The organism is Neisseria sp. 27098_8_112, assembly GCF_041433235.1.
In the GTDB taxonomy this organism is placed as follows: Bacteria; Pseudomonadota; Gammaproteobacteria; order Burkholderiales; family Neisseriaceae; genus Neisseria.
The window spans coordinates 1-14,641 of sequence record NZ_JAPWBB010000014.1; the positions used below are offsets into that span (position 1 = coordinate 1).

The following is a 14,641-nucleotide window of genomic DNA, read 5'->3' on the forward strand; positions in this document are numbered from 1 at the left end:
TTGCCCAAAGGTACGACCGTTTATGCCGACAAAGGCTATGACAGTGAGGAAAACCGGCAACATCTGGAAGAGCGTCGGCGGCAGGACAGCATTATGCGCAAAGCTCACCGCAAACATCCGCTGTCGGAAGCGCAAACCAAACGCAACCGATATTTGTCAAAGACCCGTTATGTGGTCGAACAGAGCTTTGGTACGTTGCACCGTAAATTCCGCTACGCCCGGGCAGCCTACTTCGGACTGAGCAAAGTGAGTGTACAAAGCCATCTGAAGGCGATGTGTTTGAACCTTTTGAAAGCCGCCAACAGGCTAAGTGCGCCTATTGCTGCCTAAAAGGCGGCCGGATACCTGATTATGGGGTATCCGGAGAGGATTAAGGGGGTATTTGGGTAGAATCAGTGGATATTTGAAATAAAAACAGCCGTAAACCTGTGTTTGGATTTCGGCTATTGGAAGGAAAGGCTTTTTTGCAAAGATCTCAGGCCGTCTGAACATTCAGACGGCCTTTTGTTTTGCGGTTTATTCGTTGACGAACGTTACACCGGTCAGTTGCGATTGCAAAATAGCAGTACGCAAAGCAGTCAGTGCTTTTGGGCGGACAAAGTTGCGGCGATAGGCCAAAACGACACGGCGCTGCGGCGCATTGCCTTCAAAAGGGATAATGCTGAAAAGCATGTGGTCGTTTTCGGTCAAGGCTGTAGCCGGCATGACGCTGATGGCCAAACCGCTGGCAACCATGTGGCGGATGGTGTTGATGGAGCTGCCTTGCAGGGTATTGGTCAAGCCCTGGATTTTTTGCTTGGAAGCCAATTCGGAACAGCTTGCCAACACTTGGTCGCGCATACAGTTGCCTTCGGACAGCAGCAACACTTGTTCTTCGCTCAAAAGCTGAGGTGTAACGGCATCAAGTTCTTCAAAGTGATGGCCTTTGGGAACAATGACGAAGAAAGGTTCGTCATACAGAGGCTCGGTCACGATACCCGGCTCTTGGAATGGTTCGGCAACGACGATTGCATCGACATCGCCACGTTTGAGCGACTCGGTCAGGATGTGGGTATAGTTCTCTTCCAGCATCAGCGGCATTTTCGGTGCGGTTTCACGCAGCGCGGTAATGAGCTTGGGCAGAAGGTAGGGGGCAACGGTGAAAATCAGGCCGAGTTTGAATGCGCCTTCCAATTCGTTTTGCTCTTCATTGGCAAGGTGTTTGATGAGTTCTGCTTCTTCCAGAACCCGGCGGGCTTGGGCGACAATGCGCTCGCCCGCTTCGGTCGTGATGATGTCGTTGCTGCTACGGTCGAACAGGGATACCGACAGCTCTTCCTCCAGCTTTTTGATGGCGATGGAGAGGGTGGGCTGGCTGACAAAGCAGCGTCGTGCGGCACGTCCGAAGTGACGTTCTTGTGCGACGGCTACGATGTAACGCAATTCGGTCAAGGTCATGTGTTAAGCCTTTTTTTGTTCCGGCAGGGTGATGTTCAGCTCAAGAACGTCCAAGCCGTCTTGTTTCTCTTGGGAGATGCGGATGTCGTCCAATGATACGTTGACGTATTTGGACAGGACTTCCAACAACTCTTTACGCAGGGTCGGCAGATAGTCCGGAGCTTGGCCTTCTTGTGCGCGTTCTTGCGCGATGATGATTTGCAGGCGGTCGCGCGCGACGGTGGCGGTTTTCGGCTTTCTGCCGAACAGCATATCGAGCAGTGACATGTATTAACCTCCGAACAGTCGTTTTAAGAAGCTTTTCTTCTCAGCTTCGAGGAAACGCATTTCGCGGTTTTCACCCAAGAGGCGGGCGATAACGTCTTTATAGGCTTCTGCTGCTGCAGCATTGTCTTGGTGAATGACAGGTTCGCCGGCGTTGGAAGCTTGCAGAACGTTTTGTGATTCAGGAATCACACCGATCAACGGAATACGCAAGATGTCGCAGATGTCTTGTACAGACAGCATTTCGCCTTTAGCCACGCGCTCAGGGGAGTAGCGGGTAATCAGCAGGTGCTCTTTAACAGTGCCGCCTTGTTCGGCTTTGCGAGATTTGCTTTGCAAAATGCCCAAGATGCGGTCAGAGTCGCGGACGCTGGATACTTCCGGATTGGTGGTAATGATGGCTTCGTCGGCAAAGTAGAGTGCCATCAGTGCACCTTGTTCGATGCCGGCAGGGGAATCGCAGATAATGAATTCGAAGCCCATTTTTTCGCTGGACAGCTCTTTCATCACGTTGTCCACACCTTCGCGGGTCAACGCGTCTTTGTCGCGGGTTTGTGAGGCGGGCAGGATGTAGAGGTTTTCGCAGTTTTTGTCTTTAATCAGGGCTTGGTTGAGTGTGGCTTCGCCTTGGATGACGTTGATGAGGTCATACACGACGCGGCGTTCGCAACCCATAATCAGGTCGAGGTTGCGCAAACCGACGTCGAAGTCGATCACGGCGGTTTTGTGGCCGCGCAGGGCCAGGCCGGTTGCGATGCTGGCGCTGGTAGTGGTCTTGCCTACGCCGCCTTTACCTGAAGTTACTACGATAATTTTGGACACGATATTTCCTTTTTAAGTACTGATGTTTATTCGGCGTCGATTGCGCTGATAACCAGTCGGTTGTCTTGCAATGATACTTGTACGGGTTTTTTGTGCAGATGCTCGGGCAGGTCTTGCTCGAAGTTACGGTAGATACCGGCAACAGAGACTAATTCGGCCTGCATGGAATGAATAAAGATGCGCGCGTTGGTATTGCCTTTTGCGCCGGCTAACGCTCTGCCGCGCATGGGGGCGTAAATATGGATGTTGCCGTCAGCGATAAGTTCCGCACCTTGGCTGACGATGCCGGTAACGATGAGGTCGCCGTTTTCAGCGTAAACCTGCTGGCCGGTACGCACGGGCGTGCTGACCAATACGGTCGGATTGTTGATAACGGTGGCTTGTACGTCTTGCGGCTGCGGTGTTTGGCGCGGAGCAGGTGCTGCCTGGGTGTTGGCTGCCTGGGTGGAGTTACCTTGTTTGAAGACCAAGTGATAACGCGCTGCCGCTGCCGCCCAGGTATCGCTGGTGTGGTGCAGCCCTAAAATTTGCATGCCGTAACGGGCAAACAGGGAAATCATGCCACCCAAATCGATGGATTCGGGATGGTCGAAATCTTGTACGTCTAAAATGAAGGGAACGAATTCGTCTTGGGATTGGCCTGCCAGTTGGCGTAGGAATTCTTCCAATTCAGTTAAATCTGCGGTGTGCAGATGGATGGATAAGACGTCCAAACGTGACGTTTTTATGTCGAATGCGGGTTTCATTGTAATGAAATAATAAAATTTTTTAATGACGTAAGTTTACCGTGTAAATCTTGGCTATTCAATCTGTTTGGCCGTCTGAAACCAAAATATTTTGTTTGAACGTTTTTCAGCTGTATCTAGTGTGGTTTTTTGGTGTGAACGCAGGTTTCAGACGGCCTTGGGAAAGGGGTAGCCGTGTGTGTCGATGTCATCGGCGGCGGCCCACGGCGTATGGATAAGGGTGGACGGCAGGTGCGCCAATTCGGGGAGGTAACTGCGGATGTAGCTGCCGTCGGGATCGATTTGATGTGAACGATGGGCATAGCGGACGGTGGCCGTGTCTTGTGCGGTGAGGTGCCAGTTGGCTTGGTTGAGCGCGGGGTCGGTGCCGGTTTGGACGGAAGCTGTCCATGCGATGCCTTGGTTGGGGTCGAAGTTGAGCGCATGGCAGAAATAGTGGGCGCACAGCTGCTGGAGAACGGGGTGTAAGTGGCCGGTGGCTTTGAGGCCGCGGATGGAGGCGTCGATGATGGGCACGCCGGTTTGGCCGAGTTGCCAGTATTCGCGTACCGGAGCGGCATCGGTTGTTTCGGGCAGGCGGCGGTGGTAGGCGAGCTGGTAGCAGTAGTCGCGGAAAATGAGTTTGTCCAGCCACTCGAAATGTCGGTTTGCCAAGCCTTCGGTGGACAGCAGTCGCGGTGAAATGCAGCCTGCGGACAGGTAGGCATTGAGGAGGCTGGTGTTTTTTCGTGCCGGAAAATTTTTGGTAATCGGGTAGTGAACCAAATTCTGTTTGAACGCGTGCCATTGCGTTAAGGCTGCGGTTTCGCCGCCCTGCTGATAGGCAGGCAATACCGTGCCGGTATAGGCTGGAAACAGTGGAATGTTTTGTCCGGTTTGAACAGGCAATTCGGTTTCAGACGGCCTTTGTCCTGAATAAGCCTGCAACCATGCTTGTTTATAGGCGGCAAAATCGGTGTAGGGCAGGCCGTTGGCATCCATGAGGGGGGATTTGGCCAAAATGCCGCGGTCGTTGGCATGTTGCAGGGCAATGCCTGCATGGTCAAAATTATGCCAGAGGTGATTGTCTTGGCGGATTTCGGCTTCGGTGTAGGCTTCGTCTGTGATGACGGTATAGGCATTGAGCGCAGCAGCCAAGGGGAGGAGGTCTTCATCGGAGGCGACAACATATAAAGGAATATGGTGCGCCGCCAGACGGGTATGCAGCTCTTGCGCGGCTTGATAATGGAACAGGCTTTGACGCGGATTGTGGTTTTCAGACGGCCTTTGGCTGACCCAGACGCAGGCGATGGGCAAACCGCTTGCAACGGCGGCATTAAGCGCAGCATTGTCGTGCAGGCGGAGGTTGCGGCGGAACCAGACAAGGACGTAGGCAGATTTCATGAGCATGTTCCGACGGAAAAGGAGAAAACCATTTTATCAGAATCAGCCTCATGTATCAGGCCGTCTGAAAAATCTTTTTGTTTGATTTCGCTATATAATTTTGGTTTTAGCAACGAGATGCAACCATGACCGAGCAAACCGTTTTGGCACTCATTACCTGCCAAACTTATCCCGAACCATCGGACAACTTGAAAACATTGGCGGCATGCTTGGAAAGCATGGGCGTGAAAACCGTATTTGATGCGTGGCAAAACCATCCGTCCGCGCCGTTTTTACTGCCTTTGTGCGCATGGGATTATGCCGCCGAACCCGAAGCCTTCCGCCAATGGTTGGAGCAAGCCGGGCAGATGGGGCAGCGTTTTATCAATCCGCCCGAGCTGATGGCTTGGAATATGGAAAAGACTTATTTGTGCGATTTGGCGGCGCGCGGCACGCAAGTGATTCCCAGCGTGTTCGTACCGCCGCAAAAAACCGAATTGGCGGACATCCTGAACCAACAAGGTTGGACGGAAGCGGTCATTAAACCGGCATTCGGGCAGAGCGGCAAAGGCGTGGTCAAAGTTTGTGTGGATGCATTGGACGTGGATATGGCGGATTATTCGCAAGGCATGATTGTTCAACCTTATATCCGCGAAATCGAAACGGCAGGCGAAACCTCGTTGGTGTTTTTCAACGGCGCATTCAGCCATGCCGTGCGCCGTCAGCCGCAGCAAGGCGAATGGCGCGCCAACTCGGCCTATGGCGTGTCGGTATTCGGTATTGAGCCGCCCGAGTTTGCCATCAGTGCCGCGCAAGATGTACTGGCCGCTTTGCCGCAAATGCCGGTTTACGCCCGAGTGGATGGTACATTGGTCGGCGACACATTCCTGCTCAATGAGTTGGAACTCATCGAGCCCGCCCTGTATTTGCACACCAGCGAAGGCGCGACGGAACGCTTTGCCCGAGTGTTGGCGCAGTTGCTTGGGCAACATTCATCAACCTGAATTAATATAATTAAAAAGCTTCAGGCCGTCTGAAAACCATCCTTCAGACGGCCTGAAGCTTTTTTAAAACAAGATTTGCGTGTTTGTATTTTTCAATAATGTGCCATTTGTCGATTGTGTCATTTTAATTGTTGCAGTCTTAATTGATGGTTGATTAACTTTCATTTGGCATTTTATCTCGGCCGCAGCCTTTATTTTTAGCGGATTGTAAACAATCTGACCGGTCTAAATAGATATCTTTTTAGGGTAAAACCTCAAAAATCTTTTTAAAAAGAAAGATATTGTCTTATTGAATATTCTGTGCTGAAATTACATGACACTACAAAAAGTAGTGCATAAAAAATAAAACAGACAAAGGAGAAAGCCATGCAATTGTTTTTAGACAATCTCAAAGCCTTTTTCGAAACCATCAGCGGCTGGGTCTGGGGACCTATTATGTTGATGCTGCTGGTCGGTACGGGCATTTTGCTGACCGTTTTGCTGAAAGGCTTGCAGTTCACCATGTTGGGTTATGCGCTGAAACAGGCGTTTGTGCCGTCAAAGAAGCATGAAAACGGCGAAGATCACGAAGGCGATATTTCCCATTTCGCGGCGTTGATGACTGCGCTGTCCGCCACCATCGGCACGGGTAACATCGCCGGTGTGGCGACTGCGGTGGTAACCGGCGGCCCGGGCGCGGTATTTTGGATGTGGATGACCGCCATTTTCGGTATGGCCACCAAATACGGCGAGGGCGTGTTGGCGGTGAAATACCGCGTCACCAATTCCAAAGGCGAAATGTCCGGCGGCCCGATGTATTACATCGAAAAAGGCTTGGGCAAAAACTGGAAATGGATGGCCGTCGCATTTGCCCTGTTCGGCACATTCGCTTCCTTCGGTATCGGCAGCTCGGTACAGTCCAACTCGGTTGCGCAGGCAGTACAAACCAGCTTCGGCATCGAACCTGCCTACACCGGCGTGATATTGACCGTATTAACGGCCATCGTGCTTTTGGGCGGCATTAAGGGCATTGCCAAAGCCGCGTCCTTTATCGTGCCTGCCATGGCAGTGTTTTATGTAGTGGGCGGTATTGCCATTATCGTGATTAATTCCGATGTATTGATGCCCGCCGTCAAACTGATTTTCTCCGATGCGTTTAGCGCGCAAGCTGTGGCCGGCGGTGCCATCGGTACAGTCATCCGCTACGGTGTGGCGCGCGGCGTGTTCTCCAACGAGGCGGGTATGGGTTCTGCGCCGATTGCCGCCGCCGCCGCGAAAACCGACCACCCCGTCCGTCAGGCTTTGGTTTCCATGACCGGTACTTTTTTGGACACCATTGTTGTCTGCTCGATTACCGGTATCGTGTTGGTCATGGGTTTGCTCGGCGCAGGTGGCGAGTTTGTGAAACCTGAATTGAGCGGCGCGGCGCTGACAACCGTCACTTTCCAAAAAATGCTGCCCGGTATCGGCGGCTGGATTGTCACCATCGGCCTGATTTTCTTTGCCTACTCAACCATTCTTGGCTGGTGTTATTACGGCGAGAAATGCGCGGTTTATGTCTTCGGTGAGAAGTTTGCCGGTTTGTACCGCGTGGGTTACGTCTCTTCCGTCATGCTGGGTACCGTGTTGAGCCTTGATTTGGTGTGGCTGGCTTCGGACACATTCAACGGCTTGATGGCATTGCCCAACCTGATTGCGCTTTTGTTGATGGCGAAAGTCATCGTCAATGAAACGCGCGACTTCAAACAAAAAATCAAAAACGGCGAATTGCCGCATTAATATCCAAGGCCGTCTGAACCTGAACATTCAGACGGCCCGATGGATATCAGTTTGTTTTGAAAAAAGTCAGAGGAGGAGAAAAATGAAAGTGCTTGTTTTAGGTGCTGGTGTTGCCGGCGTATCTTCCGCGTGGTATCTGGCAGAAGCAGGACATGAAGTAACGGTCATCGACCGCGCCGAGGGCGTGGCAATGGAAACCAGTTTTGCCAACGCGGGCCAGCTTTCCTACGGCTATACCACGCCATGGGCTGCACCCGGTATCCCGACCAAAGCACTTAAATGGCTGTTTAAAAGCCATCCGCCTTTACTGTTTCGTCCTGACGGCAGCCTGTATCAAATCGAATGGCTGTGGCAGATGCTGCAAAACTGCACGGCAGCGCGCTATCAAATCAATAAAGAGCGCATGGTCAGGATTTCCGAATACAGCCGTGAAATGTTCTGCCGTTTTGAAGCGCAAACCGGCATGAATTTTGAAGGGCGCAAAAAAGGGACGTTGCAGATTTTCCGTCAGGCTAAAGAAGTCGAAGCGGCAGAACAAGACATTGCCGTTTTGGAACGCTACGGCGTACCGTACCGCCGTCTGAAGCCCGAAGAATGCGCAGAATTTGAGCCTGCGCTGGCACGCGTTACCACCAAAATTGCCGGCGGCCTGCACCTGCCTGCAGACGCGACCGGCGACTGCCACCTCTTCACTGAAAACCTATACAAATTGTGTCAGGAAAAGGGCATACAGTTCCATTTCAACCAAACTATCAGCCGCATCGACCACAATGGTTTGCGCATCAAAGCCATTGAAACCGAAACAGGGCGGTTTGAAGCAGATGCCGTTGTCTGCGCGCTCGGCTGCTTCAGCAGGACGGTTTTGGCGCAGTTGGATCTCAACCTGCCCATTTATCCCGTCAAAGGCTATTCCTTGACCCTGCCGGTCACAAATTCAGACGGCGCGCCGGTTTCCACCGTTTTAGATGAAAGTTACAAAGTTGCCATCACGCGCTTTGACAACAGAATCCGCGTCGGCGGCATGGCGGAATTGTCGGGCTACGAAATCAAACTGCCCGAAAAACGCCGCGAAACCTTGGCTTTGGTCGTCAACGATTTGTTCCCAGAAGGCGGCGATTTGAGCCAGGCATTGTTCTGGAGCGGCCTCAGACCGATAACGCCCGACAGCACGCCGTTAATCGGCCGCACCCGCTTTGAAAACTTATTCCTGAATACCGGCCACGGCACTTTGGGCTGGACCATGTCGCTGGGCTCGGCAAAATTGACCGCCGATATCGTGAGCGGCAAAGACACCGAAATCCGCAGCGACGACTTGAGCCTGTCGCGCTATCAGGCTTAAGCTGGAAAGCGATAAGGTTTAGCGATATTTCAAACTTAAGGGCCGTCTGAAAATTATTTTTCAGACGGCCTTTTGTTTCAAAATCCGTGTACCTAATCAATAAAATAAATAATAACTATTATCATATGCATTAAAAAGTGTTAGTCTGAACCTGTCCCAGCTTTTAGCGCAGGTCTTCTTATGCCCGATTTTTCGATGTCCAATTTGGCCGTTGCCTTTTCCATCACGTTGGCTGCCGGTTTGTTTACCGTATTAGGCAGCGGCTTGGTGATGTTTTCCAAAACGCCCAATCCGCGTGTGTTGTCGTTTGGTTTGGCATTTGCCGGCGGTGCGATGGTGTATGTTTCCCTGACGGAGATTTTCAGTAAGTCCAGCGAGGCGTTCACTGAAATTTATGATAAAGACCACGCGTTTGCGGCGGCGACCATGGCATTTTTGGCCGGTATGGGCGGCATTGCGCTGATTGACCGCCTGGTGCCGAACCCGCATGAAACTTTAGACGCTCAAGACCCGTCGTTTCAAGAAAGCAAACGCCGCCATATTGCGCGAGTCGGCATGATGGCGGCGTTTGCGATTACGGCGCACAATTTCCCCGAAGGCTTGGCGACGTTTTTTGCCACCTTGGAAAATCCGGCGGTCGGGATGCCTTGGGCCTTGGCGATTGCCATCCATAATATTCCGGAGGGCATTTCCATTGCCGCGCCGGTTTATTTTGCCACTCGAAGCCGTAAGAAAACGGTATGGGCGTGCCTGCTATCCGGCTTGGCCGAGCCTTTGGGGGCGGCTTTGGGCTATTTGATTTTGCAGCCGTTTTTGTCGCCTGCCGTGTTTGGTTCGGTATTCGGCGTGATAGCCGGCGTGATGGTGTTTTTGGCATTGGACGAGCTACTGCCGGCCGCCAAGCGCTATTCAGACGGCCATGAAACCGTTTACGGCCTGACAACAGGAATGGCGGTAATTGCCGTCAGCCTGGTATTGTTCCGTTTTTAAAACCCGTATGCCAAAGGCCGTCTGAAATGATTCAGACGGCCTTTTTGCGTTATAATCCGCACATCAAAAATAACCTTAATTTCACAAAGTTCCATCATGTTAGACAAATACAATCCAGCCGAAATCGAATCCAAACATTATCAAAACTGGGAAGAGCAGGGCTATTTCCAACCTGATATGGATTTGACGAAACCGTCTTTCTCCATCCAACTGCCGCCGCCCAATGTAACCGGCACGCTGCACATGGGCCATGCCTTCAACCAAACCATCATGGACGGCCTGACCCGCTACTACCGCATGAAAGGCTGCAATACCGCCTGGATTCCCGGCACCGACCACGCGGGTATCGCCACGCAAATCGTGGTCGAGCGTCAGCTTGCCGCACAAAACGTGTCCCGTCATGACTTGGGCCGCGAAAAATTCTTGGAAAAAGTGTGGGAATGGAAAGAAGTTTCCGGCGGTACGATTACCCAACAAATGCGCCGCGTGGGCTGCTCTGCCGACTGGACGCGCGAGTATTTCACGATGGACGACGTGCGTGCCGAAACCGTGACCGAAGTGTTTGTGCGCCTGTTTGAGCAAGGCTTGATTTACCGCGGCAAACGCTTGGTAAACTGGGATCCGGTATTGGGTACGGCAGTATCTGATTTGGAAGTGGAAAGCGTGGAAGAACAAGGCTCTATGTGGCACATCCGCTATCCGCTGGCGGACAATCCTGCCGAAGCCGTTATCGTGGCGACCACCCGCCCCGAAACGCTGCTGGGCGACGTGGCCGTTGCCGTCAATCCCGAAGACGAACGGTACACCCACTTAATCGGCAAAGAATTAATCCTGCCGCTGACCGGCCGCACTATCCCCGTGATTGCCGACGAATACGTTGAAAAAGACTTCGGTACCGGCTGCGTGAAAATCACGCCTGCGCACGACTTCAACGACTACGAAGTCGGCAAACGCCACGACACGCGCCTGATTAATGTGTTCGACTTGGAAGCCAAAGTGCTGGCAAACGCCGAAGTGTTCAACTTCAAAGGCGAAGCGCAACAAGGCTTTGCCCTGCCTGAAAAATACGCAGGTTTAGACCGCTTTGCCGCGCGCAAACAAATGGTTGCCGATTTGCAGGAACAAGGTTTCTTGGTCGAAATCAAACCGCACACGCTGATGACGCCGAAAGGCGACCGCACCGGCTCAGTGATTGAACCGATGCTGACCAGCCAATGGTTTGTCGCCATGTCCGCCACGCCAAACGGCGGCGAGCCTGACAGCGAGTTCAAAGGCTTGAGCCTCGCCGACAAAGCCAAAAAAGCTGTCGACAGCGGCGCAGTACGCTTTATCCCTGAAAACTGGGTCAACACCTACAACCAATGGATGAACAACATCCAAGACTGGTGTATCTCGCGCCAACTGTGGTGGGGGCATCAAATCCCTGCGTGGTACGACAACGAAGGCAATGTGTATGTCGCCCGCAATCAGGAAGAAGCCGAAAAACAAGCCGGCAAAACCGGTTTGACCCGCGAAGAAGACGTATTGGACACATGGTTCTCCTCCGCGCTCGTGCCGTTCTCCACACTCGGCTGGCCGTCTGAAACCGACGAACTCAAAGCCTTCCTGCCGTCTAATGTCTTGGTCACCGGCTACGAAATCATCTTCTTCTGGGTGGCGCGCATGATTATGATGACCACCCACTTCACCGGCAAAGTACCGTTTAAAGACGTGTACATCCACGGCATCGTGCGCGACCACGAAGGCAAAAAAATGTCCAAATCCGAAGGCAACGTCATCGACCCTGTGGATTTGATCGACGGTATCGACTTGGAAAAACTGCTGGTAAAACGCACGACCGGCCTGCGCAAACCTGAAACCGCGCCGAAAGTGGAAGAAGCAACCAAAAAACTCTTCCCCGAAGGCATTCCGAGCATGGGCGCGGACGCATTGCGCTTCACCATGGCGAGCTACGCCAGCCTCGGCCGCAGCGTCAACTTCGACTTCAAACGCGCCGAAGGCTACCGCAACTTCTGTAATAAATTGTGGAACGCAACCAACTTCGTGTTGATGAACACCGAAGACAAAGACTGCGGTCAAGACGAAATGCAGCCGTTGGCGTTTACCTTCGCCGACCAATGGATTATCGGCAAACTGCAACAGGCCGAAGCCGCCGTTGCCGAAGCCTTTGAAACCTACCGCTTCGACCTTGCCGCGCAAACGCTGTACGAATTTGTATGGAACGAATATTGCGACTGGTACATCGAGCTGGCAAAAGTGCAAATCCAAACCGGCTGCCCGACAACCCAGCGCACCACACGTCGCACTCTCGTGCGCGTACTCGAAACCATCCTGCGCCTGCTGCACCCAATCATGCCGTTCATTACCGAAGAGCTGTGGCAGGTTGTTGCGCCTCTGGCGAATGCCAAAACCGCCGACAGCATCATGTTGGCCGCCTATCCGCAAGTCGATAAAGAACAAATCGTTCAGACGGCCTTCGACAAAATGGCCGCATTGAAAGACTTAGTGGAAGAAGTGCGCAAACTGCGCGGCGAAATGGGTATCGCGCCAAACGTCAAAGCACCGCTCTTCGTCGAAGGCAGCGCAGAACTCGAAGGCCTGCTCAAATACCTGCCGTCGCTGACCCGACTGACCGAAGCCAAGCTGGTGGACAGCCTGCCTGAAGCGGAAGACGCACCTGTCGCCGTCTGCAACGGCGCGCGCCTGATGTTGAAAGTCGAAATCGACAAAGCCGCCGAAACCGCCCGTTTGAGCAAAGAAGCCGAGAAACTGCAAAAAGTCTTGGACAAACTCAATGCCAAACTCTCCAAACCCGGCTACACCGAAAAAGCCCCGGCGCATTTGGTGGAAAAAGACAAAGCCGATTTGGCGGAATTGGAAGACAAAATGGCGAAAGTGCAAACTCAGTTGGCGAAGTTGAAAGACTGATTTTGATTGAATAGACAAGGCCGTCTGAAACTTAAATTTCAGACGGCTTCATCAAAAGGAAATCAAATAATGGACTTCATCGTACCTATATTGTTCATCGTCGCCATCGTCGTACTTCATATTTATACCTGCTTTACCGAAGCCGTCCACCTCAACAAATGGCGGTCATGGCTGATTATTCTACTATTGATTCTGACTGGCACTTGGTTTATCTATTTTGTCAGTCGTACTGCACTGATGAAGCTGGGTGTCCAGCTGGTGCTGATTGCCGGTCTCGTGATTTATATTTCTTGAACATCCGCCTGCAGTGAAATACTCGCAAAGGCCGTCTGAAAATGCAGCTTCAATGTCGTTGCAACTTTTCAGACGGCCTCTTTGTAAGAAAGGAAAAAAATGTCTGAACATCGCTACTATATAGTTCCTGTATCTCCCGTAGGGGAGAAAAAAAAGAAGCTTGCAGAACAGATCCGAAATTATATGCTGGAGCAAGGTTGGATTTATCCTGAGTTGCAAGAAGTTTTTTATTATGGAGAACTAGGTTATACGTTTACCAATAAAGGAATTATTGAATTTTTAGGTGAAAAAAATGCCCAATATTCCCATGGTGTCTACTTCCAGATTGAAGATGAACCGACGCTGTTCACTGCTTTGGAAAACTTTGGAGAAGGCGAGCTTGTTTGTCCGCATTGCAGTCAACATTATGCTCGAGGTGAAGAGATGAATATAGAAGAGCTATTGCCTTCGTTTGATTTTGATGACGAAGGTGGCCATCTCACTTGTTCTGTTTGTGGAACTGAAGATTTGTATTATTGCTTTTTACCGTCGAATACCACTGATGCCGATATGGCTTATTCCGATTTTGCTGTTGTTTTCCCGGATGTTTGCAAAGTGTCATCTAGCAGCTTGTGCAAGAAAATTGCTGAATTTGCAGGCATCCCTTGTGTGACTATACACGAGGTCTCTTAATTGTTCTTGATAATAACAAAGGCCGTCTGAAACTTAAATTTCAGACGGCCTTTTTCTTTTTCTCAATCCATCAAATTCAATCAAACCAAACGATCTGACTTTCATCCACGCTGATGCGGATTTCCTGTCCGGTTTGCGGTTTGTCCGTATCGTGGTCGGCGTGGGGATACCAAATCAAATCGCCGTATTGCGGATGGGCGAGGGTGAGGCGTGTGCCTTCGGCGAGGGGGACGGCTTCGCTGATGCGGACGGCTGTGCCGTTCGGGTTGAATCGGATGGCGTGTTGGGGGATGTAGCGTGTGTCGTCGGTGTTGGCCAAACCGAGCAGCAGGGCGGCTTGGGCGTTGAAGGGGCGGCGGATAAGGGTTTCCGGCGTGCCGTGTTGGAGGATGCGGCCTTCGTGCATGATGGCGATGGTGTCGGCCATGGTGCAGGCTTCCTCGGCGGAGTGGGTCACGAGGATGGCGGGGATGTTTTGACTGCGGATGCGTTCGGCGGTCAGGGTGCGCAGGTGGTGGCGCAGGTGGGTGTCGAGGCTGGAGAAGGCTTCGTCCAAGAGCAACAGTGACGGGCGCGTGATGAGGGCGCGTGCGAGGGCGAGGCGTTGCTGTTCGCCGCCGGAGAGGCTTTCGGGTTTGCGTTGCGCTTCGTGTTCCAAACCGATGTCGCGCAAGGCTTGCATGGATTGTTCTTCGATTTCGGCTTTGGGCAGGCGGCGCATTTTGAGGCCGAAGCCGACGTTGTCGAGGGCGGTTAAATGCGGCAAAAGGGCGTAGTCTTGAAACATCAGCGAGATATTGCGCTTTTCAGACGGCATGTCAGTGATGTTGTCGCCGTTGAGCCAGACTTCGCCGCTGTCGGGACGCACCAGGCCGACGATGGTTTTGAGCAGGGTGGATTTGCCGCAGCCGGAGCGGCCGAGTACGGCGAGGATTTCGCCTGCTTCGACGTTTAGGTTGATGTCTTGGGCAACGGTTTTGCTGCCGAAGCGTTTGTTGATGTTTTTGAGTTGCAACATGGTTTCA

Annotated in this window: 14 protein-coding genes; 8 read left to right on the forward strand and 6 right to left on the reverse strand. The window is 52.2% G+C overall.

From position 1 onward, the window contains the following. Nucleotides 1-330, forward strand: a 330-nt coding sequence (locus tag O3682_RS09225) for a transposase (protein ID WP_371509746.1), incomplete at its 5' end; no start/stop codon positions are given. Between the two features lie 186 nt (nt 331-516). Here O3682_RS09225 and O3682_RS09230 read toward each other — a convergent pair. The 5 genes from O3682_RS09230 to O3682_RS09250 all read right to left on the reverse strand — a co-directional run bounded on the left by O3682_RS09230 (nt 517) and on the right by O3682_RS09250 (nt 4,652). Further along, nucleotides 517-1,437 carry a hydrogen peroxide-inducible genes activator gene (locus O3682_RS09230; protein ID WP_063076225.1) on the reverse strand — a complete coding sequence of 307 codons (921 nt, stop codon included), beginning with the start codon at nt 1,435-1,437 and terminating at the stop codon, nt 517-519. Nucleotides 1,438-1,440: 3 nt separating this feature from the next. Next, complete coding sequence (gene minE, locus O3682_RS09235) at nt 1,441-1,704, reverse strand: cell division topological specificity factor MinE (protein WP_003680625.1); 264 nt, start codon at nt 1,702-1,704, stop codon at nt 1,441-1,443. Nucleotides 1,705-1,707: 3 nt separating this feature from the next. Next, nucleotides 1,708-2,523: a septum site-determining protein MinD gene (gene minD, locus O3682_RS09240; RefSeq protein WP_371509748.1), complete on the reverse strand. Its 816-nt coding sequence runs from the start codon at nt 2,521-2,523 to the stop codon at nt 1,708-1,710. A gap of 26 nt (nt 2,524-2,549) precedes the next feature. Continuing rightward, nucleotides 2,550-3,269, reverse strand: a complete 720-nt coding sequence (minC, locus tag O3682_RS09245; protein WP_371509750.1) for a septum site-determining protein MinC — start codon at nt 3,267-3,269, stop codon at nt 2,550-2,552. A gap of 147 nt (nt 3,270-3,416) precedes the next feature. Continuing rightward, entirely contained in the window at nt 3,417-4,652 is a 1,236-nt protein-coding gene (locus tag O3682_RS09250; RefSeq protein ID WP_371509751.1) for an FAD-binding domain-containing protein, read from the reverse strand. 125 nt (nt 4,653-4,777) lie between these two features. Between O3682_RS09250 and O3682_RS09255 the strand changes: the two genes are divergently transcribed. From O3682_RS09255 to O3682_RS09285, 7 genes are all read left to right on the forward strand, one after another. Further along, a complete protein-coding gene (locus O3682_RS09255; protein ID WP_371509752.1) occupies nt 4,778-5,635 on the forward strand; it encodes an ATP-grasp domain-containing protein in 858 nt (285 codons plus the stop codon). Nucleotides 5,636-6,001: 366 nt separating this feature from the next. Then, a complete protein-coding gene (locus O3682_RS09260) occupies nt 6,002-7,393 on the forward strand; it encodes an alanine/glycine:cation symporter family protein (protein WP_371509753.1) in 1,392 nt (463 codons plus the stop codon). After that, the gene (locus tag O3682_RS09265; protein ID WP_371509755.1) at nt 7,341-8,732 is read left to right on the forward strand and encodes a D-amino acid dehydrogenase; all 1,392 of its coding nucleotides are present in this window, start codon (nt 7,341-7,343) and stop codon (nt 8,730-8,732) included. The genes O3682_RS09260 and O3682_RS09265 overlap by 53 nt, the downstream gene beginning before the upstream one ends. A gap of 180 nt (nt 8,733-8,912) precedes the next feature. Continuing rightward, the gene (zupT, locus tag O3682_RS09270) at nt 8,913-9,722 is read left to right on the forward strand and encodes a zinc transporter ZupT (RefSeq protein WP_371509757.1); all 810 of its coding nucleotides are present in this window, start codon (nt 8,913-8,915) and stop codon (nt 9,720-9,722) included. Between the two features lie 96 nt (nt 9,723-9,818). Beyond that, nucleotides 9,819-12,650 (forward strand): valine--tRNA ligase, encoded by a 2,832-nt coding sequence (locus tag O3682_RS09275; RefSeq protein ID WP_371509758.1) that lies wholly within the window; start codon nt 9,819-9,821, stop codon nt 12,648-12,650. Between the two features lie 66 nt (nt 12,651-12,716). Beyond that, nucleotides 12,717-12,944 carry an enterochelin ABC transporter gene (locus O3682_RS09280; protein WP_371509812.1) on the forward strand — a complete coding sequence of 76 codons (228 nt, stop codon included), beginning with the start codon at nt 12,717-12,719 and terminating at the stop codon, nt 12,942-12,944. Between the two features lie 99 nt (nt 12,945-13,043). Continuing rightward, entirely contained in the window at nt 13,044-13,616 is a 573-nt protein-coding gene (locus O3682_RS09285; RefSeq protein ID WP_371509759.1) for a hypothetical protein, read from the forward strand. A gap of 76 nt (nt 13,617-13,692) precedes the next feature. Here O3682_RS09285 and O3682_RS09290 read toward each other — a convergent pair whose 3' ends face one another. Next, entirely contained in the window at nt 13,693-14,634 is a 942-nt protein-coding gene (locus O3682_RS09290) for an ABC transporter ATP-binding protein (protein ID WP_371509760.1), read from the reverse strand. Nucleotides 14,635-14,641: the final 7 nt, after the last annotated feature.

Excerpts from the sequence above, each read along its gene's own strand:
- O3682_RS09275 (WP_371509758.1), top strand. The coding sequence starts at position 9,819 with ATGTTAGACAAATACAATCCAGCCGAAATCGAATCCAAACATTATCAA.
- O3682_RS09285 (WP_371509759.1), top strand. The coding sequence starts at position 13,044 with ATGTCTGAACATCGCTACTATATAGTTCCTGTATCTCCCGTAGGGGAG.
- minC (WP_371509750.1), bottom strand. The coding sequence starts at position 3,269 with ATGAAACCCGCATTCGACATAAAAACGTCACGTTTGGACGTCTTATCC.
- minE (WP_003680625.1), bottom strand. The coding sequence starts at position 1,704 with ATGTCACTGCTCGATATGCTGTTCGGCAGAAAGCCGAAAACCGCCACC.
- zupT (WP_371509757.1), top strand. The coding sequence starts at position 8,913 with ATGCCCGATTTTTCGATGTCCAATTTGGCCGTTGCCTTTTCCATCACG.
- O3682_RS09265 (WP_371509755.1), top strand. The coding sequence starts at position 7,341 with ATGAAACGCGCGACTTCAAACAAAAAATCAAAAACGGCGAATTGCCGC.
- O3682_RS09290 (WP_371509760.1), bottom strand. The coding sequence starts at position 14,634 with ATGTTGCAACTCAAAAACATCAACAAACGCTTCGGCAGCAAAACCGTT.
- O3682_RS09260 (WP_371509753.1), top strand. The coding sequence starts at position 6,002 with ATGCAATTGTTTTTAGACAATCTCAAAGCCTTTTTCGAAACCATCAGC.
- O3682_RS09255 (WP_371509752.1), top strand. The coding sequence starts at position 4,778 with ATGACCGAGCAAACCGTTTTGGCACTCATTACCTGCCAAACTTATCCC.
- O3682_RS09230 (WP_063076225.1), bottom strand. The coding sequence starts at position 1,437 with ATGACCTTGACCGAATTGCGTTACATCGTAGCCGTCGCACAAGAACGT.
- O3682_RS09250 (WP_371509751.1), bottom strand. The coding sequence starts at position 4,652 with ATGAAATCTGCCTACGTCCTTGTCTGGTTCCGCCGCAACCTCCGCCTG.